This window comes from Ruminiclostridium sufflavum DSM 19573 (genome assembly GCF_003208175.1).
In the GTDB taxonomy this organism is placed as follows: Bacteria; Bacillota; Clostridia; order Acetivibrionales; family DSM-1351; genus Ruminiclostridium; species Ruminiclostridium sufflavum.
Genome location: NZ_QKMR01000006.1, coordinates 131,056 through 152,631 on the forward strand (window position 1 = coordinate 131,056; position 21,576 = coordinate 152,631).

Here is a 21,576-nt window from a genome sequence, read left to right on the forward strand (position 1 = left end):
GGAGGTTGATATGATAATTTATAGTATGCTGCTATGCTTGCTTGCCCTATCGGTTTTCAATGATATAAAGGAGTCAAGAATACGCAACATTTATGTACTTTTTGCAGTTTCGGGAGGCTTGCTTGCAAATGTATATTATTATGGATTTGGCGGATTGAAATCAAGTCTGCTTGGAATAGCGGTCCCTATGGTGCTCTTAGGTATTTTATTTTATGCCGGATTAATGGGAGCAGGCGACATAAAGTTATTTAGTGCTATTGGAGCTCTTTTGGGAGAAGAATTTATTCTGTGTGCTATGGCTTATTCATTTATATTTGCAGGAATTCAAGCTTTAATAAGCCTGACAAAAAAAGAAATAAAAAAATATGAGGACAAGCCGGATAAGTATATAAAAACTCTTTGCAGCTTTTATGCGAATATAAGGCTATTCTGTTTTAATCCGGTATTATATTTTAAAAGCAGTGAAGAAAAACATAGTATCAAGCTTTCGCCGGCTATTGCCGCAGGTGCTCTTTTTAATCTGATGCTTTGCACATATATTACATAAATAGAACTTAACTAAAGGCTGCCGGCTGAAATTATTAAATTAATCAAATATTTTGTTCCGGCTATTCTTTTAAAGCATAAAAGATTGTATAATATAAGAGATATAACTTAATCAAGGTTAATTACGGCTGAAAAACTTCAAGGTAATAGAATATCAGGATGACAGTATCACAGTATCACTTATTCGGCCGCTGGTAATTTACTTCAAGTATTGACTGGAGAGGGGTCAGTAATGCCAAAAATTGTTGAGTATTCTTATGGTAAATTGTTTAAATATACTATGAAAGCAATAAACCCCATAAAAAAAGCTGTTAAAACAACAGAGTGTTTTGTTCATAAGGCTATTAATACGCAAGCTCTGATAATTTTGAAAAATGATAAAAAGCTTGCTCAGTATGAGCTGTTTTCAGAGTATATCGCTGATTTGAATCTGGGAGTTGTATGGGCGGATCAGGATTTCAGAAGTTCGGGGCATTTTTATAATCCGGTCAAGGATCGCGGCCTTTACGGAAATACAAATGCATTAACATTGGCAAAGAACTATTACGCATTTGCCATTAGCTTTTTGAATTCTTGTGATATTAAGAAAGCGATGTTTTTTTTAGGGGCGGCGGCCCATTTAGTGCAGGATATGACGGTGCCGCAGCATGCTAACATTAAGCTCTTGAAGGAACATCATAAATTCGAGAAATTTGTAAGAGACAAATTTTATGAAACCCCCGATTATTTTGTTGCAGATAAGGGCTGTTATTTATTAAGCATTGAGGATTTTATAACACATAATTCAGTGTGTGCAATTAAGGCCAACAAAATATTGAGCCGTATTGAGGATGAGGAAGAGCGCTTCTCAGCCTTGAGCAGATATACAGTTCCTTTGGCTCAGAGAACCACCGCAGGACTGTTTATGATGTTCTATAACGATGCTCAGATAAATAAAAGCAAGATGTACAGTCAAAACAGTAACTAAGCATAAAGGTTGATTTAATATCAGAAGCTGTCTATAGTGGATTAATATTTCAAGGAGGCTTCTTTTTTATTTGCTTTCTGACGTTAAAAGCAGCTAAATAAGCTTTGCCACTGTTACACCTATATGGTATAATTATGAAAAAATAGTGTGACATAAGCAAAGGTACAAGGCACTGTTATATCAAACAAAAGGGGAGGGCGGAGTCCATGCAGACATTCTTATGATTCTTTCCTGATTGGTGAGCATGGATATAATTATGAAATCATACAGAAAAGAGTTGTTTTTTAATATTCCGAGGAGAAGAGCGTATGTCAATATAACTGATGAGGTTCAGAAATGCATTGATGACAGTGGAATTGCAGATGGAATGGTTCTTGTCAATGCAATGAATATAACAGCCAGCGTATTTGTTAATGATGATGAAACAGGCCTTCATCAGGATTTTGAGAAATGGCTGGAAGCCTTGGCACCTGAAAAGCCGTATAATCAGTATAATCATAACGGCTATGAAGATAATGCGGATGCACACCTGAAGAGACAGCTGATGGGCAGGGAAGTTGTGGTGGCAGTAACAAACGGAAGACTGGACTTTGGAACCTGGGAACAAATATTTTACGGGGAATATGACGGAATGAGAGAGAAAAGAGTTCTTGTTAAAATAATAGGAGAATAATTATTTTGGTAAAACAGCGTATAAATCACCAAAATTCATAATACAAAGGGGGCGAATTCATGTGGTTGAGAGAAGAGCTTAAAAGCAGGGCAAAAGCAGTATTAAAGCTGAATTATTGGAAGGCGTTTCTAATCAGCATAGTTATTGGAATAGCAGGAGGTAATGGAGGCGGCGGAGGAAGCAGCAGAACTAATTTTAATAATCATAGCGATTCGGGCAGCTGGACATCATCAGAAGCATTGTTTTCGAATTTTAAGGTTAACATTTTTGCTATAATTGCTCTGGGTGCTGCTATTGTTTTTGTAATCATTGTAATTGTATTGGCATTCAGGATATTCATAGGCTATCCCCTGGAAGTAGGAGGAAGAAGGTATTTTGTCAAATCGGCACGCTATGAGGATAACAGAAACTGCTTCAGCTTTGCTTTTTACAGGGAGAATTATTCGGGAATAGTATTTACAATGCTGCTTAAGGGATTGCAGAATTTTTTATGGTATTTGCTTTTTATCATTCCCGGAATAGTAAAGTCATATTCTTACAGCATGGTACCTTATATTCTGGCTGATAATCCGAATATAGGCAACAGAAGAGCTATTGAGCTCAGCAATAACATGACGGACGGACATAAGCTTAACATGTTTGTATTGGATCTTTCGTTTATTTTATGGTATCTGCTTTGTATGGTAACCCTTGGCTTAGGCTTTCTGTTTTTACAGCCTTACCTTGATGCCACTAAAGCTGAGCTTTATCTGGTATTGCGTGAGAATTCCCTGAATATGGGACTGTGTACCAGTGAGGAACTGCAATATTAAAAGAATACTGCGAATTTAAATATTATAGCTGAAAGCTGGAATTCGGGCGGCTTTTCGGCTATAATTTTTTTGCCAGCTGCTTCCGGCAATTATTTCATAAAGCATCCGTATTTAACTCCAAGTTGTTATTTCTTGAAAAATTATTACATCTATAAGTATAAACTTAATTTCTCTTGGAAAATAATTATAATAGACAATTAAAGAGAATTATTAAGGCTTATCGCTTTGTATAAAAGCATATCAAGGATGTAATTAAAGGAGTAGGTAAAATATGGATGGCTGTGAGAGTTATGACAGAAATAAAAATACTACATTTAAAATTCTTATTGTTTTTTTAGTTTTATTATGTTCAGTTCTTACGTTTTACTGTTTGAAAATGAACGATTTGTTCTTAAAATATAAAGAAAAATACAATAATGAATGTGTGCAGGCAATGGTAATAATGAAATCCAATGAAGCTCTTGTTTCCAGTGAAAAGCGTGTGCGCGACGAAAATAAAAAACTTAATGAAAATTTAAATAACCAGTACAATCAACTAAAGAAAGAAAACGAGCAAATAAAAAAACAAATTAATGAGCTTGAAAAGCAAAAGAAAAAAATTGAGGCAAGCAATAATGAATTGGAAGCAGATAATATCGAACTTCAAAAGTCACTTAAAAAGGCAGCTGCTGTCGGGGTTACTCCTCAATCCTACAATATATATAACAGTGACTCCTTGCCTGTTGATGAAAAAAAGAAATACCTGGGTAAATTTCTAGGGACAGCATATACGCCTTCTGCAGAGGAATGCGGTAACGACAAGGGAATAACGAGCTCTGGACAGCCTATAATTCCGGGATTATCGGTTGCAATAGATAATAAGCACTGGCCCTATGGAACTGTTTTCTATATAAAGGGTCTTGGGTATACTATTGCAATGGATACAGGCAGTGCAATAAAAGGCAGGGAAAGGTTTGATTTTGCTGTATTGGATAAAGACTTTGCTAATGCATTGGGACTGCAATACTATGATGTATATTTAGTAAAAATGGGAAACGGAAAGATTGATACATCTATTCTTATTTAATAGGTTGATTTTGAGGAAATTAAGCTTTTATTCGGAAATATTGACTTTTGGAAAAATTTACGGTAAAATATACCTACAAAAGTTCAATACTATATATTTAATTTCTAAGATTTAGTGGTAATTTATTACCAAAGTCGATTTACTATCGGTTGATAGTTTGGGGCTTGTCAAATCTAGAACTTTATCGCTGAGTTATAGTTTACCATAACTATAAGCGGAGGAACCATTCATTGGGGTGAATCCTGATAATTCAGGTAGGGTTAGTCTCTTACAACCCGAATCCGGCAGCTAACTTCGTAAGCGTTGGGGAGAAAGTGAATTTAATTTGTTTCTTCAATCCAATGCTGCAGTTAATTCTGTAGCATTTTTAATTACTATTCATTTTCTTCATATTTATTAACATTTAATTAAGGTATAAGTGCAAAAAGGATAAGACCTGCACTTTTAAGTCTGCACTTTTTAAAATACTGTGCGGCTTGTCCTTTGACGCTATGCTGCAGGCAGCATGATGAGGCTTTAAAAGCCGGACTATGGGAAAATTTTTTATAAATAAGGAGGAAATTTTTGTGATTAAAGTTTGTATTGCTGGTTTGGGCCGGACAGGTAAAGAAATTGCAAAGGAAATTTTAAACGATAAAGAGCTTTCTATTGTTTCAGCCATTTGCAGTCCGGATAGTAAATCTCTGGGCAGGGATTTAGGACAGATTATAGGTATTGCCGATACAGGGACAATTATCAGCAGCTCTGAAAAACTTGAACAGATTATATTTAAAAACAAGCCGGATGTTGTTATTGATTTTTCAAATCCAAAGGCAGCTCTGAAAAATGCAGTGCTGTTTTCAAAGTACAGGGTCAACATTATAATTGGGACTACCGGGTTTTCGGCTTATGATATGAAAAAGATTTTTGTATTGACCAGAAAATATAAAAATGGAATAGTATATGCACCTAACATTACCTTGGGTGTAAATGTGCTGATGCTTCTTACAAACCTATCAGCGAGCCTTTTGAACAACTATGATTTCCAAATTACCGAGATACACCACAAAAATAAGCTTGATTCACCGTCGGGTACTGCAAAGAAAATTGCTTGTGAGATAAAAAGCGGTCTGAAAAATGTAGGAATTAAAAATACCCCCGAGGTAAATATTCCGATAAGCTCAGTCAGGGCAGGGGGCGTGATAGGTAAACATGAGGTAATGATTGTGGGAGAGGAAGACAAGATTGAAATAAGTCATGAGTCTTTTTCAAGAAAGGCTTTTGCACAAGGTGCGATACGGGCGGCAAAGTTTATTCATAAAAAATCCGGTTATTATGAAATGAAGGATGTTCTTGATTTAGAGAAGGTGCTTAGAGCCTATATAGAAAATATAAACAAGACAAAAAGGAAAAGTAACTATATAAACAATCTGGATGCTGAAATCGGTTAAAAAAAGCATTGGTAATCTAGACAGGTAAAAACTCAGTTCCCTCTATGGAGAACCGGGTTTTTATTTTATATGCTTTTTTTTCTTTTGAAAATTTTTAACAGCAGTTTGAATAATCTATATATAATTATAACAAACTCTATGACTATAAGCATTGAAACAATAGTGACCAGATCCCGGTTTTCCTTAAATATTGATTTTATTCTGGACTTGTAATCCTGAGGGGCCACTGCAGTTTTATCGGGATATAGGTTTACATCAATTAAAGTGCCGTCGGATAAAGTATAATTCAATATTCCCGCTATTGTATCTGTGTTTATGGGAAGCTTCAATTTTTCACTCATGCTGAAGCTGATATTTTTAATAAAGCTGTCACCTAGGGGATAAGTATAAGTAACATCAATTTTACTAATCAGATTGATATTAACATCTTCTACGGTTATGCTGCGTAAGGTTGTATTTTTAGGCACTAAAATTCCGGTAGAAAAATGTGAAAAGCCATAATCAAATAGCCGGGAGGTTTGGCTAAGAGCATTCGTTTCATTTTTGTCAAGGACAACAGCAATCAGCCTTCTGTTATCTCTTGTTGCCGTTGTAACCGAAGTAGTCCCCTGCTGCGGAGTAGTACCGATTTTTCCGCCGTCAACCCCTGAATAACTCCAAAAAAGCTTGTTCTGATTGGTCAGAATTGAAGAATCATTTCCATTAATCCAAGCTATACCTTTAGCGCCAAGCAAGGAGTTAAAGGTGGAATTGGAAATGGCGTTTTTTACAAGCTTTGCTATATCCCTGGTAGAGGTAAACTGCTTATCATCGTATAGACCTGTCGGATTAACAAAATAAGTATCGGTTAAATTTAACTCTTTTGCTTTATCATTCATGTAGCCAACAAATTCGCTGACATTACCATTACCGATATATTCAGCCAGAGCCATTGCAGCGTCATTTCCCTGTGAGAGCATAGTACCGTAGAGCAGATCCTCCACGCTGTAAAGATTTCCTACAACCAGATTCAAGGAGGAACCCTTCATGCTCACAGCATTTTTACTGATAGTAACTTTAGAATTTAATTGAGACTTTTCAATAGTTAACAAAGCTGTCATCAGCTTACACATAATCAACGGAGGGTATATGGCATCTGCTTCTTTTTCGTACAACACCTGACCCCTTGTTGTATCCATAAGTATAGCGGATACAGCAGAGGTATCTTCTTCCGGAGTCAGAGCAAATGCAGGTATACTGCTGTTAAATATAAAAATGCAAATTATTGCCGCTAAAGTAATTCTTTGAAATATAGTATTCATTACTCACCTATATAAAATAGCATTAAAAAAAATAACATTCTAATTACTAATAATAATTTATTATGCAAGAATTAACAAGGTGAAAAATATTAATAATTTATTAATAAACTATTACAGTATTTTCCGAATCCTTTTAACTTTATTTTTTATGTATATAAAGGTAACATATTTACCATAATATTTTTGATTGGTTAAAATTCAGAAAATTTGTACTTTAAAGGAGTATTAAATTGGGACTTTTAAATTCTGTCGGAAGATATTTTATTTATAAAGAAAAGGAAAAAAAGAATAACTTTATACTCAAGGAAAGCAAAAAAATCAGCTGCGAAGCTGTAAAAAATACTGCTTCTCTGGATTTATTCGATAAGGCTGAAGCTGAGGGAGCCCTTATAGGATGTACGGTGGGCGAGGATATCCTGAAAAACAAGATTTCAAAGGATATGGAGCTCAATAAAAAGGTTATTAAAACAGCCTATGATATCCCTAAGAACAGTGACTTGATTTTTAGAGAGTTTAATATAACTGTTAAGGAAAAAACGCTAAAGGCATTTATTGTTTTTATAGACGGAATGACTAACGGTGTTGCCATATGTAATTTTGTACTGGAACCGCTTATGCTTCTGTCAAATATAGAAATCAAGGACAATACAAAAGATGTGGGGCAATTCGTGTTTGAGCGGCTTATTCCTTACAATCAAATAAAAAAAATTGACAATTACAGTGAAATAATAAACAACGTTAATTTCGGAGGCTGCGGAATATTTGTTGAGGGCTTGGAATATGCCTTTGCGGCAGATACAAAAACCTGGGAGCACAGGGGAATCGAAGCCCCTAAATCAGAAACTGTTATACGCGGTCCTCAGGAGGCATTTAACGAGCAAATAAGGGCTAATACAGCACTGATAAGGAAAATACTGAAGGATAAGGACTTAATGATACAGAGTGTATCAATCGGCGAAAGAAGCAATACCCCGTGTGCTGTGATGTATATAAGGGATATTGCAAATGATTCCTTGGTACATGAGGTGTTGAAAAGGGTTAAAAGCATAAAGGTTGATTATATATTCGACTCCGGGGAATTGGAGCAGTTTCTCGAAGACAGCACCTTTATGGCCGCACCTCAAATATTTGCCACAGAACGTCCCGACAAGGTGGCAATGATGCTTTCAAAGGGAAATGTAGCTGTTATATTGGACGGAAGCCCGCAGGTGCTTGTAATGCCGGCAACTGTGACTGAATTTCTGCACACTACGGAGGATACGAATGTAAGGTTTCCCTATGTGAACTTTATACGTGCCATAAGAATTACAGGGGTTGCTATTGCACTGCTTTTACCGGGTATCTATATTGCAATAACAAACTTCCATCAGGAAATGATTCCAACTAATTTGTTGTTTGCAATTGAAGCTTCAAGAGAAAATGTTCCTTTTCCGTCTGTCATTGAAATGCTGATAATGGAGTTTTCCTTTGAGCTGATAAGAGAAGCAGGACTAAGGGTACCGGGAGCGATAGGCTCTACTATCGGAATAGTGGGGGGGCTTATATTAGGGCAGGCGGCTGTAACTGCGAATGTAGTAAGTCCTATTATGATTATAATTGTAGCAATTACAGCTCTGGGATCATTTACGGTGCCAAGCTTTTCAATGTCCTTCTCAATAAGGATAATGAGATTTTTATACATTATACTCGGAGCCTCGGCAGGCTTTTTAGGCATTTCCTTGGGATTAGTTATAAATTCATTGCTGTTTGCATCATCAAAATCCTTTGGAGTGCCCTTCCTCACTCCTTTTGCACCTGTTACAAAGGGAAAATATTCGGACAAGCTGACAAGGAAGCCAATGTGGAAGCAGGAAGAAAGGCCGGAATATTTAAATGTAAAAGATGTAAAAAGTCAGCCCAAGGTGAGCAGAGGGTGGACTGTGAAGGATTCGGACAAAGAGGATGACGAATAGTGCTTCAAAAAAGAGGTTCTCCACAATTTATATGCCGGAAGCTCGGCGTGGAGGTTAGCTTGAAAGGAATGTGGAGATTTAGAAATAAGATTGCGTACCGCCACGTTGCCTTACTATAAATTTTCTGCCCAAGCTGGGCGTGGAGGTTAATGATAAAATATGAAGAATAAAATTGGTTTCGGCTCGTGGGAGGCAACGACTTTATTGGTTAATTTGGTGTTTGCCAATATTATGCTTGTATTTCCCAGAGATATGGTACAGCTTGGCGGAAGTGCGGGCTGGATGATTCCTGTTATTATAACGCTGATTGCGGCAGGATATTTTGCAATTACGGTTAAATTGTACAATAATATTGGAAGCATGGATTTGCTGGACATTTCAGATTGTATAGGAGGCAGGATATTTAAGGTTATAATAGGGCTGCTGATAACAATTTTTCTTATACTTACCGCTTCCATCTATCTTGGTGCTTTCTCCCAGACCTTGAAAATTATATCCTTGGATAGATCCTCACTGGAATATGTTGAGGTTTTGTTCTTAGCGGGAATGACAGCGGCAGCGTATTTCGGAGTGGAAGCTATTGCCAGAATAAGTGCTTTTCTGGTGCCTGCCGTGATTATAGGTTTTTTGCTGATAACTGTTGGTGTTATTCCTGAATTTCGGATGAATAATTTATTTCCGGTAATGGGCGAAGGAGCCTTGGAAATTTTAAAGGGAAGTGGCGTAAGGCTTTCGGTATTTGCAATGTTTGTAATACTGTTTCTGATGGTGCCCTTCTTTAAAAAACAGCTTCTGAAAAAGGTTGGCTTTTCTTATGTGCTTTTATCAGGTATTCTGCTTATTTGGTCAACACTTAGCTTTATACTGGTATTTCCTTATGAAATGGCTGCAGATAAAAAGATACCGGTTTTTCAGATAGCCAGGCATATGGATTTTGGAAACTATATTCAAAGAATAGAATCAATTTCGGTATTAATCAGTTCAATATGCGCTTTAATTTTTCTGGGCGCAGTATTTAACTTTGTAATATATGTGTTTGCCAAAACGCTGGATTTGAAGCAATCAAAGCCCTTAATTCTTCCAATGGCTATAATAGTATTCTCGCTTTCGATTATTTCAAAAAGGGTAAAGTTTGATTTCCTTGGCGACAGCATAACTAATATAATTTGGCTTTTGGGAATGGTACTGCCTTTAATAATAATTATTATAGGTGCTGCAAAAAAGGTTGGTACTGAAGGCACGAGGAGGCACAAATGAGCATAAAACTTAGATTAACCAGCCTTTTTATGAGTATTGCACTTTCAGCGGCTCTACTTTCAGGTTGTTACGATATCAATGAAATAGAGGATTTGGCGTATGTTATTGCAATCGGAATTGACAAGGCAGATGAAAAAAACTTTACCTTAACCTTTCAGACTGCCGTTCCAAAGTCAATTGCCGGCGGAGAGGGGGAAAGCATAGACATAAGAACCTTCAGGACGGATAATTTTTTGTCGGGATTAAAAAAAGCCAGCGAATATTTAGACAGAAGAATAAATCTTTCTCATACAAAAATAATTGTTGTATCCGAAGAGATAGCAAAGGAAGGAATAATGGCTTTTTTGAACGGACTTCAGCAGAACATAGAGCTAAGACCGAATGTTAATATAATAGTTGCTTCCGAAGGCGCACAAAAGTATATAGAATCCATACAGCCGAAGCTTTCCTCCAGTCCTGCAAAGCATTATGCTTTACTTTTTAAATCTTATGAAACAGATTTTCTGGTAAAGGACACGCAATTGGAAGATTACCTGTACAGAGCAAAAAACCATGTTACTCAGCCTGTTGCGATTTATACCTCTATTGATAAATCAATAGGTGACACAAGCGAGGCTTCTGAAAAGGAAGATAAGAAATCGGAAGAAGACAGCAAGAAGGCTGGCGGAGAAGAGAAAGATAAAAGTAAGGAAAAAGAAGAAGCTATGGCGATAAAGGGCTTGGCTGTTTTTCAAATGGACAAGATGGTGGGAACGCTGAACAGGGATGAAGCTATGCTGTTTTCTTTGCTTACAAGTACAGAAAATAGGAATATGGAAATAATCGATCCTCTTGATAACAGATTTAAGGTTCTGGGGAATATAACCAAATCAAGGTCGTCCTCAACTAAGGCAATTGTGAAAGACGGAAAGCCTCAAATTGATATTACTCTGAAGCTGAATGTTGATGTGAAGGCGGTACAAAGCGACAATGATTATGATGAGCCGGAAAAAGCCGCAAAGCTGGAGGCTGCTTACGAGCAGTATCTGCACAAGGGTATAATGGCTTTGCTAAATAAAACCACAAAGGAGTTAAAGTCTGATATTTTCGGATTCAGCCAGCAGGCTAAGCGTAGTTTTAAAACAATAGGCGAATGGGAAAAGGCAAATTGGCAGGAAATATTTCCGAAATCAGAATATAATTTGAAAATCAAGGTTGATATAAGGAGACAGAGCTAGCTATGATAGTAAATATAATCATTTTGACAGCAGTGGCTTGGATAACTGTGTATTCAATCAGCTTTGGCATTTGGACATGGAGAAACAAGAATAAATTAGGCGGAATAATGATAACACTGGTAGCCTTGATAGCACTGGCATTACCGTCATACATCCTGATTTTTTTGTAGTGATTTCAAAGAGTCGGTTACTACGGGTGAAAGTCTTTTCCACAATAAAATATCGGGACGAGGTTTAAATGGAGTAGGCTTTCAGCCGGTAGTAATTGATTTTTCTATTTATTGGATTTATTCAAAAAATTAAGCTTAAAGGTTCATAAATCTGGTTATTAATCTTATTGTTTTTCTTCCTTGCTTGTATTAAGATAAACTAAAATCTTTAAGAATACCATTTGCAAATAATATTACAGAACACATACCCTTTCTAATTGAATACAACAAATTGTAAAAACAATTGATTAAATGTTAGAACCGGATATAATTTGCTTTGATTTAATGGAAAAATATGTTATAATTTCCAACGAAGAGTTATATGGTGTAATACAAAAAACAAAAATGTTAAATTATGAAACAATGCTGATGGGAACAATTAAATAAATTACTGTTAAAACTTAACTGCGGGGAGGTAATGTTCTCCGGATAATAAAAGATATAAAGGCCAAAAGTCAATTATGGTTTAAGCCACAGCTACGATAGAATATCGGGACGGTTATATCGTTAACGATATAATCGTTTATTTAGCCGATGGCAATTGACTTTTTTAAAATGATTTAACTACAAGGGAGTGACAAAATAATGAATGAAACGTATAAGGGAAGAAGCCGGGATAACCGGAGCGGCAGGAATAAAAATTGCGAAGAGGATTATTTTTATATTCAGTCTAAAATTATTCCTCATACCCTTAGCCCTTTTCCATTTTTGCCAAATGTTTTTTTCGGCAGGAAAAATGAGATAGATGACATAAAGGGGCTGCTTTTTAGAGGAAACAGCAGGATTCTTTTTCTTAATGGCGGGGAGGGCATTGGTAAAACATCTGCAGCTTCCGGTTATTTTCATTTGCACAGTAATGAGTATAAGCATGCTGCATGGGTTCACTGCCGGAAAAATATCAGTACGGCTATATTGAGCCTGTCAAAGTCTTTAGGAATAGAATATGATGAGAAAATGACAGAACAGAAGAGGCTGAAATGTATATTGCAGCTTATGTCTTCGATAGAAAAGCCATGCCTTCTGATAATAGATGACGTAAATGATCTTGAAGATATTAAAAATAATTACGACAAACTCAAGAAATGCACAAATTTTCATATAATTATTATATCACGTATTTCCGGAATAGACTTCGACAAGGTATATCATGTCAGGGAGCTGAATGAAGATCAGGCCTTTGCACTTTTCAGGGAGTATTACCCCATGCATAAGGAAACCGAGAACTGCCTGTTTAAAGAGGTATACAGGGCAGTAGGCGGAAACACCCTGATTATAGCAATGCTTGCAAAGCATCTTTATGTATACAACGAATTAAATGATGCCTATACCCTTGGCAGTCTGCTGGAGGACTTCCAGAAAAAGGGGCTCTTTATATGCAAGGACAGTCATGTTTATGGCACCGAATATCAGGTATACGGCGGTATCAATGAGGAAAAGCCTGAAAATATCCTGGATGCATTATATGAAATAGACGACTTGAAAAAATCGGAATCGGCTGTACTTTCAGTTTTTGCAGTCTTGCCTTCTATGAGCATTTCACATAAGGATGTGATGGATTTGCTCTGTCAGGTGAGGGATCTGGAAAGACATCTTGAAACACTGGCACAGAGAGGGTGGATTGAATTTAATGAAGAAACCGAGACATATATATGCAACCCTCTGATTAAGGAAGTAATAAAACGTAAAAAAAGCGGAATGGAATTATTGGATGACTGCAGCATACTAATTGAATCCCTTATCGGCAGGCTTGAATATGAGCCGGGAACGGGGCATTTAACGAAGGTTACCTATGATAAGGCAGCTGTTATAGTAGAATATGCCGAATGCATTTTGCAATTTTTTCGTAATGCGGAGAAAAATATATCCGTGCTTTGCGAACGCATAGGCAGATATCATGCCACCGTAGGAAATTTAAGCAAGGCACTGGAATACTACGAAGAATGTACAAAGCTTAAAAAAGAACTATATGAGGAATATCCTGCAAATACAGGTTTCAAATTCGGTTTGGCCATTTCATATTCACAGCTGGGAACTGCATATAAAAATATCGGTGATTTGAACAAAACCCTTATGTGCTTCAAGGAAGATACTAAATTGACAAAGGAATTGTATGAGGAATATCCGAACAGCGTAGCATTAAAAAACGGGTTAGCCATGTCATACTCGCAATTGGGGGCTACTTACCAAAATACATATAATTTTTGCAAGGTATTGAAGTATTTTGAGCAGTATACAAAGCTTAAAAAAGAGCTGTATGAGGAATACCCTAATAATGTCGGCTTCAAAAACGGTCTGGCGGTTTCTTATTCCAAGCTTGGCGCGGCGTACAGAGACACAGGGAATTTGCCAAAAGCTCTGGAATGCTTTAAAGAGGAGACGAAGCTGTTTGAAGAATTATACGAGGCATATCCGACAAACATCCGAATAAAAAATTCCTTGGCAATTTCTTATTCAAAATTAGGGCTGACCTACAAAAATATGAATATTTTTGACAAGGCGTTAAAGTATTTTAATAAAGATACAAAGCTTACAAAGGAGCTGTATGAAGATAATCCCGGAAATGCAGGTTTTAAAAACGGTTTGGCAGTATGCTATTCAAAAATGGGTATTATGTATAAAAACAAGGGGGACTTAAGCAAAGCCCTGCAGTGCTTTGAGGAATACTCCCGGCTAAAAAAAGAGCTGTATGAGGAGTGCCCTGATTTTCCGGGCTTTAAAAACGGTTTGGCAATATCCTATTCAAAGCTCGGCTCAACATATAAGAATATGGCTGATTTGGATAAAGCCCTGGAGTACTATGAAAGGTATATCCAGCTGAAAAAGGAGCTTCATGAGGAATACCCTGCTAATGTTAACTTTAAAAACGGTCTTGCAATTGCATATTATAAAATCGGAATGTTTTACAAGGAGTATAAAAACAGCAAAAAAAGAGCTTACAATTATTTTTTGCAGTCTGAGAAACTCTTAGTGGAATTGGTGAAGGAAATTCCGCAGTCTCTTATGTTTTCAAGCTTTTTGGAACAGGTTCAGAAAAAGATAAAAAGCTTTTAGACAAAGCTTGTTATAAAAAGATTTGACAATGCAGAAAAAATATAATATGATACAAATCATATTAATACTATATGTTTAGTATGCTTTAAGGAGGAGTTGCCGTGAACAAGTATTTTGCCGCGAAGGATAACAGAATGATGTGTAACGTATCTGCCATGTGCATGATGCGTGTTTCATGCCGCTTCTGTATGAGGACTCCTGTATTTTGCCCGTGATATTTTAGCCTGTGAAAAAGCACAGCCCAAACTTTACGGGTTGTGCTTTTTATATTTTAAAGGTTGGAGGTTTTGTAACAATGAAAAATCGCTTATCTTCAGGAATTTTGTTTGTCGTACTGGGGTTGCTGATTGGGGTGGGCCCCCGGACTATTTTTTCTGTTTGTCCTGTCGGGAATATGCCTATGAGCTGCCATTGGTCAGCAATGGCGGAAATAGGTGCTGGAATGCTCATTGCCTTGACGGGTGCTCTTCTGCTGCTTATACAAAACGCACAGATACGGCTCGGACTGAGCTTCACCCTTTTTTTAAGTGGAGTTTTAGCTTTACTCTTGCCGACTGTACTTATAGGGATGTGCGGCTCAGTACATATGGATTGCAATAAACTTACCCTGCCTGCGCTGGTAATATTGAGCGCCCTCGTGATTGTGACATCGGCAGTCAATATAATTTCCCTGCTTTTAAACGAAAAAAGGAGGTCCGGTACATATGTCCGATAAACCATTATCCATAACAAGACTGTCATTGTACAATCTGAGAGGCAAGGCATTTCGCACCGGTGCTTTGATTGCAGTGGTATTGGTATTGGCCTTTGCTTTGTTTTCCGGTGCGGTTTTGTCTGCAAGTCTGCAAAATGGATTAAACAGTCTCAAGGAGAGGTTGGGGGCGGATATTGCCGTGGTTCCGCTGGGCTATGAGAACAGCTATCAGGGCATTATTCTGTCGGGAGAACCCGTCAGGTTTTATTTCGACAGAGCACTGGAACAGCAGATATCAAAGGTGGACGGAGTGGAGCAGCTCACCTCGCAATTTTATCTTTCCACCCTTTCGGCAGATTGCTGCTCGGTTCCTGTTCAGATTATCGGCATTGATCCGGAAACGGATTTTGTGACCAAGCCGTGGATATCCGAGGTTTATAGAGAAGAGCTCAAAGACCGGCAGGCAATTGTAGGTGCTGATATTGCAGCGGGGAAAGATAATAAGCTGACTTTTTATAATCATGAGTTTTCAGTTGCTGCAAGGCTTGAAAAAACCTCAACAGGAATGGACAATTCGGTATTTGTAAATATCCGTGCAGTCAAGGCCTTGGCGGAAAGCGCAAAGAAACAGGGACTCGGCACAAATGCGTCGGTTCAGGAGGCTGATTTGGAAAATTCAATTTCCTCCGTGCTTATCAAAACAGAAAGGGGATATGACACAGATCAGGTTGTCACGAATATCCGCCGGGAGGTGGATGGAATCAGCATGGTGAAAAGCAAGAGTATTTTTTCCGGCTTTTCAGAAAATCTTGGTATTATAAAAGCCTTTATCGGGATTTATTCTGCTGCCCTCTGGATATTGGCCCTTCTGATTCTTGCCATATTGTTTTCAGCAATCATCAGCAGCCGTAAAAAGGAATTCTCCGTACTGCGGATTATGGGCACAACCCGTGTGAAATTGGTAAGGGCTGTTTTAACAGAGGCAATGCTTGTCAGCATCGTGGGAAGCCTTGCAGGGGTTTCACTTGCAGCAGTTGTTATTTTTCCGTTTTCTGCATATATAGGAGAACAGCTTGGACTTCCGTTTTTGTTGCCGGATATTGGAGGAATTTTTGTTTATATGATAAGTACACTGGTACTTTCTTCCGCCTCCGGCCCGCTTTCCGCAATATATGCAGCTGTGAAAATCAGTCGGGCTGAAACTTATATTACCTTGAGGGAGGGTGAATGAAATGACAATTGCCGTAGCGGGCGTAACCAAGGAATATAAGCGGGGAGACAGAATTTTCAAAGCGGTAGACGGAGTAAGTCTGATTATGGAATCGGGTGATTTTATTGCCGTCATAGGTAAGTCCGGCAGCGGGAAAAGCACTCTCTTAAACATCATTGCCGGATTGACTGTTCCAACTTCAGGCAACGTTCTGGTGGACGGAGAAAGCATACTCACCTATTCGGACAGTGCCATGTCGGATTATCGCAGCAATAGCCTTGGGTATATTCCGCAGGGGCAAAGCACACTGGCTGATTTGACGGTTCTGGATAATGTGCGCCTGCCTTTTCATCTGTCAGGACGCAAGGGCGATTCCGCCTCCAGGGCGCTAACGCTCCTTGAACAGGTCGGAATTGCTGATTTGAAGGGAAATTACCCCAAGCACCTTTCGGGAGGAGAGCTAAAGCGTGTTGCCATTGCCCGTGCCCTTATCAACGACCCGGATATTTTGATTGCAGATGAACCCACCAGTGATCTTGACAAGCAAACCACTGCCGAGGTTCTGGCACTGTTGCAATCTATTTCCAAAGACGGGAAGGCAGTTTTAATTGTTACACATGATTTGGCTGCTTTGGAATATACAACCCGCAATTTTACAATGGTTTCAGGGGTTCTGACCCAACAAGCAAAAATTCAAATGATTTAATATTTTTTATAAAGGAGAACTTCTATGAGCATAAAAAACCTTGATAAAACCTTCGGATTTGCCACCCGTTCGGTTCACGGCGGAAATGAAACGGATGCTGAAACCGGTGCAATCCGCCGTCCCATCACTATGGCCAACAGCTATGAACTGCCTTACGATCCTTCGGACATAAACTGGAGCAGTGCCGAAGGAAATATCTATACGAGAAACGGCGGGGCGAATCAGAACTACTTGCAGGAAAAGCTGCGCCTTTTGCATAATGCGGAGGATTGTGTCGTGCTGGCGTCGGGTGTTGCGGCACTTTCCGGCGTGTTCTTTGCATTTCTGAAATCGGGAGAGCATGCGGTGGTTTCGGATAGTACCTATATTGCCGCTTACCGCCTGCTGCACGAGATTTTGCCGGAAAAATACAATATAGAATCAACGCTGGTTGATTCATCGGATTTGGATGCCGTAAAAGCGGCGGTGCGCCCTAATACCAAGCTGATTCATATTGAAACTCCAGCGAACCCTACACTGAAAGTCAGTGATATCCGCGCAATTGCCGAAATAGCTCATAATGCAGGAGCCTTACTTTCCGTCGATAATACCTTTGCATCACCCTATAACCAGCGTCCGTTTGAACTTCATGCGGATTTAACGGTGGAAAGCCTTACAAAATACATCAACGGTCATGGTGATGCCATGGGCGGTGCTGTTCTGGGACCGAAGCCGCTTATTGACAAAATCCGCGCAGAGGCGATGGTGAATCTTGGCGCAGCCATCAGCCCTTTTAATGCTTGGTTAATTATGCGGGGAGCGGTTACGCTGCCTCTGAGGATGCGCCAGCACAACGAAAGTGCTCTGAAGGTGGCGGAGTTTTTGCAGTCCCAGCCGTCAGTCAGATTTGTGGCTTATCCCGGTCTTCATACCCATTCGGGAAACGAAACCGCCAAGACACAGATGCACGGCGGATTCAGCGGGATGCTGGCCTTTGGTCTTAATACTGATCACGATGGGCATAACCGCTTTGTAAGCCGGCTGAAAGTAATCACCTCCGCCGTATCGCTGGGACATGATGAGAGCCTGATTGTCTTTCTCGGAGAAAACGATGAGCGGCAATACCTATATCCGCCGGAGTTCCATGCTGGATTCTTCCGCTTAAGCGTGGGGCTGGAGGATGCAGAAGACCTTATTTCCGATTTACGGCAGGCATTTCTTTGATTTTAGGATGGCAATTGACAAAAGCCAATTACGGTTCAAGCCTTCGCGGCGATATATCGTCTTTTCAGCCTCAAACCCAAACTATCGGACGATTATAGCGTTTATTTAGCCGATAGTAATTGACTTTTGTATTTTTAGCAGGGATATCTTTAAACAGAAAAATTTGACAACGTAGTAAACATATGATATCATAATGCATATAAATATCATATGTTTTGTATGTTTTATCCGGAGGTAACCATGAAGACGTATTCAAGCGTAAACAACAATATGAAGATGTATAGCGTATCTGCCATGTGCATGATGCGCACTTTCTGCTGTTCCTTTATGGGTACCTCCATAAACTTCCCGTGATTTTTTCGTCTGTGATAAGGCACAGCCTGAAATTTACGGGCTGTGTCTTTTTTATTATCCCTTCATCCCAAGTATTAAGGAGGATTATCCATGACCAAGGTTAATTTATCTCTCCCGGAAGTTCAGATTCGGGAGATTAGAATCAATTCCATCACCGGCTTTCAAGGCAGAGCAGAGGAACTGGTGAACTGCTCCCGGTGCGGACTGAAAGACAATACCCGTTCCTTTACCCAGTGCGTGGGCTGTGCGACCTCCAAAGCGGCGTGTATGACCATTCTGGTACAGGACGGTGCGGTAATCTCCCACGGACCGGTGGGCTGTTCCTCCTGCTATCACGAATTTGCCTTTACCTACCGGGTTAATTCCCCGCTGCGCGGTGTTGAGAAACCCACCCAGCGCAGAATCTATTCCACAAACCTGACTGAAAATGATACGGTGTATGGCGGAAATGTCAAGCTGGCCAAGGCAATACGGGAGGTCTATGAACGCACCCGTCCCAAGGTGATTTTCGTGCTCACCACCTGTGCGGTGGGAATTATCGGTGACGATGTGGAAAGTGTATGCGACGAGGCGGAGGAGGAGCTGGGGGTTCCCGTTGCGGCTGTTTTCTGCGAGGGATTCCGTTCCACCGTGTGGACTACAGGCTTTGACGCCGGGTATCACGGTATTGCGCGCAAGGTGATTAAGCCCCCCCGCAAACGCCGGGAGGATATGATTAATGTTATAAACTTCTGGGGCAGTGATGTATTTGCAGACTGGTTCGCTCCGTTTGGGGCAAAGCCGAATTATATCACGCCTTATTCCACTGTGGAAAGCCTCGCCAGCTCCAGCGAGGCGGCGGCTACCGTACAGGCCTGCTCAACGCTGGGTTCCTATTTGGGTGCAGTTCTGGAACAGGAATTCGGGGTTCCGGAGCTGCCCACCGCTCCGCCATACGGAATAGTGCAGACCGACCGCTGGTTTAGGGCACTGGGCAGGCTGCTCCGGAAAGAAGAAATTGCCGAGAGAGTTATAGGTGAAAAGAAAGCGGAATATATTCCCAAGATTGAGGCACTCAAAGCAAGGTTTAAAGAAATCGCCGCAGGGCGGCCGCTTACTGCTTATGTCACCGGCGGTGCCGCACACGGCCATGCTTTATTATCTGTACTGGGCGAACTGGGGATTCAGGCTGCAGGTGCGGCTATTTTTCACCACGACCCCTTGTTTGACAACGGTGAGCCGGGTAATGACCAGCTGGCGCAAAGAGTACGGGACTATGGAGATGTGCCGAATTTCAACGTCTGCAACAAGCAAGAGTTTGAACTGGTGAATGTTCTCAACCGTCTGCGACCGGATTTGCTTTTGGCGCGGCATGGCGGCATGACACTATGGGGCGCAAAGCTTGGTATCCCTTCCTTGCTGATTGGCGATGAGCATTACTCCATGGGTTATGAGGGACTTATACACTACGGGGAACGGATTTTGGAAACCTTGGAAAATGATGAATTTGTAAAAAATCTTGCCAGCCACGCTGTCAACCCATATACCAAATGGTGGCTGAAGCAAGCCCCCAATACATTTCTGGCAAAAAAGGAGAGGAGCCTATGAACAATGTGATTGAACAAGAGCGCTATACCTGTGCCATCGGAGCATTGCAAAGTGTTGTTGCAATTCCCCGCGCTGTGCCGATTCTGCATTCCGGCCCAGGCTGCGGGGACATGATTCAAGGATTTTTTGAGCGCTCTACCGGATATGCCGGAGGAAGCACCTCTCCATGCACTAATTTTTCGGAAAAGGAAGTGGTGTTCGGCGGCATTGACCGTTTACGGGACATTGTTGCCAATACATACAAGGTGCTGGACACCGATTTGCAGGTTATCCTCACCGGATGTACGGCGGGTATTGTCGGAGATGATGTGGATTCGCTGGCCGAGGAGTTTCGGGAGAAGGGCAAGCCGGTGGTTTCGGTGGAGGCGGCAGGCTTTAAATGTAATAATTATGAAGCCCACAGTCTGGTTGTTGGCGCTATTATCGACCAATATGTGGATTTGTATGCTGATGACAACGAAAGCAGAAGCGAACCCAACACAGTTAATCTGCTTGCTTCCCTGCCTTATCAGGATCCGTTCTGGAAAGGGAACTTCGGAGAATACAAGCGGCTGCTTGAGGGGCTGGGACTAAAGGTACACGTCCTGTTCGGGCCGCAGTCGGACGGCGTAAAAGAGTGGCAGAAAATTCCTCGCTCCGGCTTTAACATTCTTGTGTCTCCGTGGTATGGCAAACCGATTGCTGATAAGCTGAAAGCGAAATATGGTCAGCCCTACACATGGTTTCCGCACATCCCCATCGGGGCGAACCAGACTGAGAGGTTTTTGCGTCAGGTACTGGATTTTGCCTTGGAACAGGGGGCCTCTGTTGACAGAGGAAAAGCGGAGGCCTTTATTAAGAGGGAAAGAGAAGCATACTACGAGGAAATCGATAATCTTGCCACCTTTTTGTTAGAATTTCGCTACGGGCTGCCAAGTCATGTGCATATTCTGCATGATGCGGGCTACGTTGTGGGCCTTTCCAAATTCCTGCTGCATGAGGTGGGCATTGTGCCAAAGGAGCAGTTTGTCACCGATAATACGCCGGAAAAATATCAGGCACAAATTGAGGCGGAGCTTTCCTCTACCTCGGATAAAAGGAAGATTCCCATCACCTTTGAGCCGGATGCAGGTCTTGCGCAGGAGGCAATACGCAGGCTTTCACACAATGGGCGCGGTCTGATCATCGGCAGCGGTTGGGACAAAGAACTTGCAAAGGAAAAAAATTATGATTTTCTATCGGCTGCGCTGCCTTCACCCTACCGGCTGGTGCTCTCCACCAATTATGCAGGCTTTTCCGGAGGGCTGCGTGTGATTGAGGATATCTATCACAATGTGCTTGCAACCTATCGTTAAGGAGGAA

At 40.4% G+C, this 21,576-nt stretch carries 18 protein-coding genes and 1 riboswitch; of the genes, 17 read left to right on the forward strand and 1 reads right to left on the reverse strand.

Translation table 11 applies throughout. The features are described 5' to 3' along the window. Positions 1 to 10 precede the first annotated feature (10 nt). The 6 genes from LY28_RS06790 (at position 11) to dapB (ending at position 5,494) form a co-directional block, all read left to right on the forward strand. Positions 11 to 547: an A24 family peptidase gene (locus LY28_RS06790; protein ID WP_165835515.1), complete on the forward strand. Its 537-nt coding sequence runs from the start codon at positions 11 to 13 to the stop codon at positions 545 to 547. Positions 548 to 778: 231 nt separating this feature from the next. Continuing rightward, positions 779 to 1,513, forward strand: a complete 735-nt coding sequence (locus tag LY28_RS06795) for a zinc dependent phospholipase C family protein (RefSeq protein ID WP_110461420.1) — start codon at positions 779 to 781, stop codon at positions 1,511 to 1,513. Positions 1,514 to 1,769: 256 nt separating this feature from the next. Next, entirely contained in the window at positions 1,770 to 2,186 is a 417-nt protein-coding gene (locus tag LY28_RS06800; RefSeq protein WP_110461421.1) for a secondary thiamine-phosphate synthase enzyme YjbQ, read from the forward strand. A gap of 59 nt (positions 2,187 to 2,245) precedes the next feature. Further along, entirely contained in the window at positions 2,246 to 2,998 is a 753-nt protein-coding gene (locus LY28_RS06805; protein WP_110461422.1) for a DUF975 family protein, read from the forward strand. 271 nt (positions 2,999 to 3,269) lie between these two features. Beyond that, positions 3,270 to 4,064 carry a 3D domain-containing protein gene (locus LY28_RS06810; protein WP_110461423.1) on the forward strand — a complete coding sequence of 265 codons (795 nt, stop codon included), beginning with the start codon at positions 3,270 to 3,272 and terminating at the stop codon, positions 4,062 to 4,064. A 175-nt stretch (positions 4,065 to 4,239) separates the two neighbouring features. Further along, positions 4,240 to 4,382, forward strand: a riboswitch (cyclic di-AMP (ydaO/yuaA leader). A gap of 251 nt (positions 4,383 to 4,633) precedes the next feature. Then, the gene (gene dapB, locus LY28_RS06815; protein ID WP_110461503.1) at positions 4,634 to 5,494 is read left to right on the forward strand and encodes a 4-hydroxy-tetrahydrodipicolinate reductase; all 861 of its coding nucleotides are present in this window, start codon (positions 4,634 to 4,636) and stop codon (positions 5,492 to 5,494) included. Positions 5,495 to 5,559: 65 nt separating this feature from the next. Here dapB and LY28_RS06820 read toward each other — a convergent pair whose 3' ends face one another. Continuing rightward, positions 5,560 to 6,795 carry a D-alanyl-D-alanine carboxypeptidase family protein gene (locus LY28_RS06820; protein ID WP_110461424.1) on the reverse strand — a complete coding sequence of 412 codons (1,236 nt, stop codon included), beginning with the start codon at positions 6,793 to 6,795 and terminating at the stop codon, positions 5,560 to 5,562. Between the two features lie 230 nt (positions 6,796 to 7,025). On the opposite strand from LY28_RS06820, the gene LY28_RS06825 reads away from it, so the two are divergent. The 11 genes from LY28_RS06825 to LY28_RS06870 all read left to right on the forward strand — a co-directional run bounded on the left by LY28_RS06825 (position 7,026) and on the right by LY28_RS06870 (position 21,569). Continuing rightward, on the forward strand, positions 7,026 to 8,747 hold the full coding sequence (locus tag LY28_RS06825; RefSeq protein WP_110461425.1) for a spore germination protein: 1,722 nt from the start codon (positions 7,026 to 7,028) through the stop codon (positions 8,745 to 8,747). A 159-nt stretch (positions 8,748 to 8,906) separates the two neighbouring features. Beyond that, a complete protein-coding gene (locus LY28_RS06830) occupies positions 8,907 to 10,004 on the forward strand; it encodes a GerAB/ArcD/ProY family transporter (protein ID WP_110461426.1) in 1,098 nt (365 codons plus the stop codon). Continuing rightward, positions 10,001 to 11,221, forward strand: coding sequence for a Ger(x)C family spore germination protein (locus LY28_RS06835; RefSeq protein ID WP_110461427.1), 1,221 nt, complete (start codon positions 10,001 to 10,003; stop codon positions 11,219 to 11,221). Before LY28_RS06830 ends, LY28_RS06835 begins: the two co-directional genes overlap by 4 nt. A 2-nt stretch (positions 11,222 to 11,223) precedes the next feature. Then, entirely contained in the window at positions 11,224 to 11,391 is a 168-nt protein-coding gene (locus LY28_RS19085; RefSeq protein WP_165835517.1) for a hypothetical protein, read from the forward strand. Positions 11,392 to 12,015: 624 nt separating this feature from the next. Then, positions 12,016 to 14,481 carry a tetratricopeptide repeat protein gene (locus tag LY28_RS06840; RefSeq protein ID WP_110461428.1) on the forward strand — a complete coding sequence of 822 codons (2,466 nt, stop codon included), beginning with the start codon at positions 12,016 to 12,018 and terminating at the stop codon, positions 14,479 to 14,481. A 295-nt stretch (positions 14,482 to 14,776) separates the two neighbouring features. Beyond that, entirely contained in the window at positions 14,777 to 15,196 is a 420-nt protein-coding gene (locus tag LY28_RS06845; protein ID WP_110461429.1) for a DUF4418 family protein, read from the forward strand. Then, a complete protein-coding gene (locus LY28_RS06850; RefSeq protein WP_110461430.1) occupies positions 15,186 to 16,406 on the forward strand; it encodes an ABC transporter permease in 1,221 nt (406 codons plus the stop codon). The genes LY28_RS06845 and LY28_RS06850 overlap by 11 nt, the downstream gene beginning before the upstream one ends. 1 nt (position 16,407) lies before the next feature. Further along, entirely contained in the window at positions 16,408 to 17,091 is a 684-nt protein-coding gene (locus LY28_RS06855; RefSeq protein WP_110461431.1) for an ABC transporter ATP-binding protein, read from the forward strand. A 24-nt stretch (positions 17,092 to 17,115) separates the two neighbouring features. Next, positions 17,116 to 18,294, forward strand: coding sequence for a trans-sulfuration enzyme family protein (locus LY28_RS06860; RefSeq protein ID WP_110461432.1), 1,179 nt, complete (start codon positions 17,116 to 17,118; stop codon positions 18,292 to 18,294). Positions 18,295 to 18,738: 444 nt separating this feature from the next. Beyond that, the gene (locus LY28_RS06865) at positions 18,739 to 20,235 is read left to right on the forward strand and encodes a nitrogenase component 1 (RefSeq protein ID WP_110461433.1); all 1,497 of its coding nucleotides are present in this window, start codon (positions 18,739 to 18,741) and stop codon (positions 20,233 to 20,235) included. After that, positions 20,232 to 21,569 carry a nitrogenase component 1 gene (locus LY28_RS06870; RefSeq protein WP_110461434.1) on the forward strand — a complete coding sequence of 446 codons (1,338 nt, stop codon included), beginning with the start codon at positions 20,232 to 20,234 and terminating at the stop codon, positions 21,567 to 21,569. Before LY28_RS06865 ends, LY28_RS06870 begins: the two co-directional genes overlap by 4 nt. Positions 21,570 to 21,576: the final 7 nt, after the last annotated feature.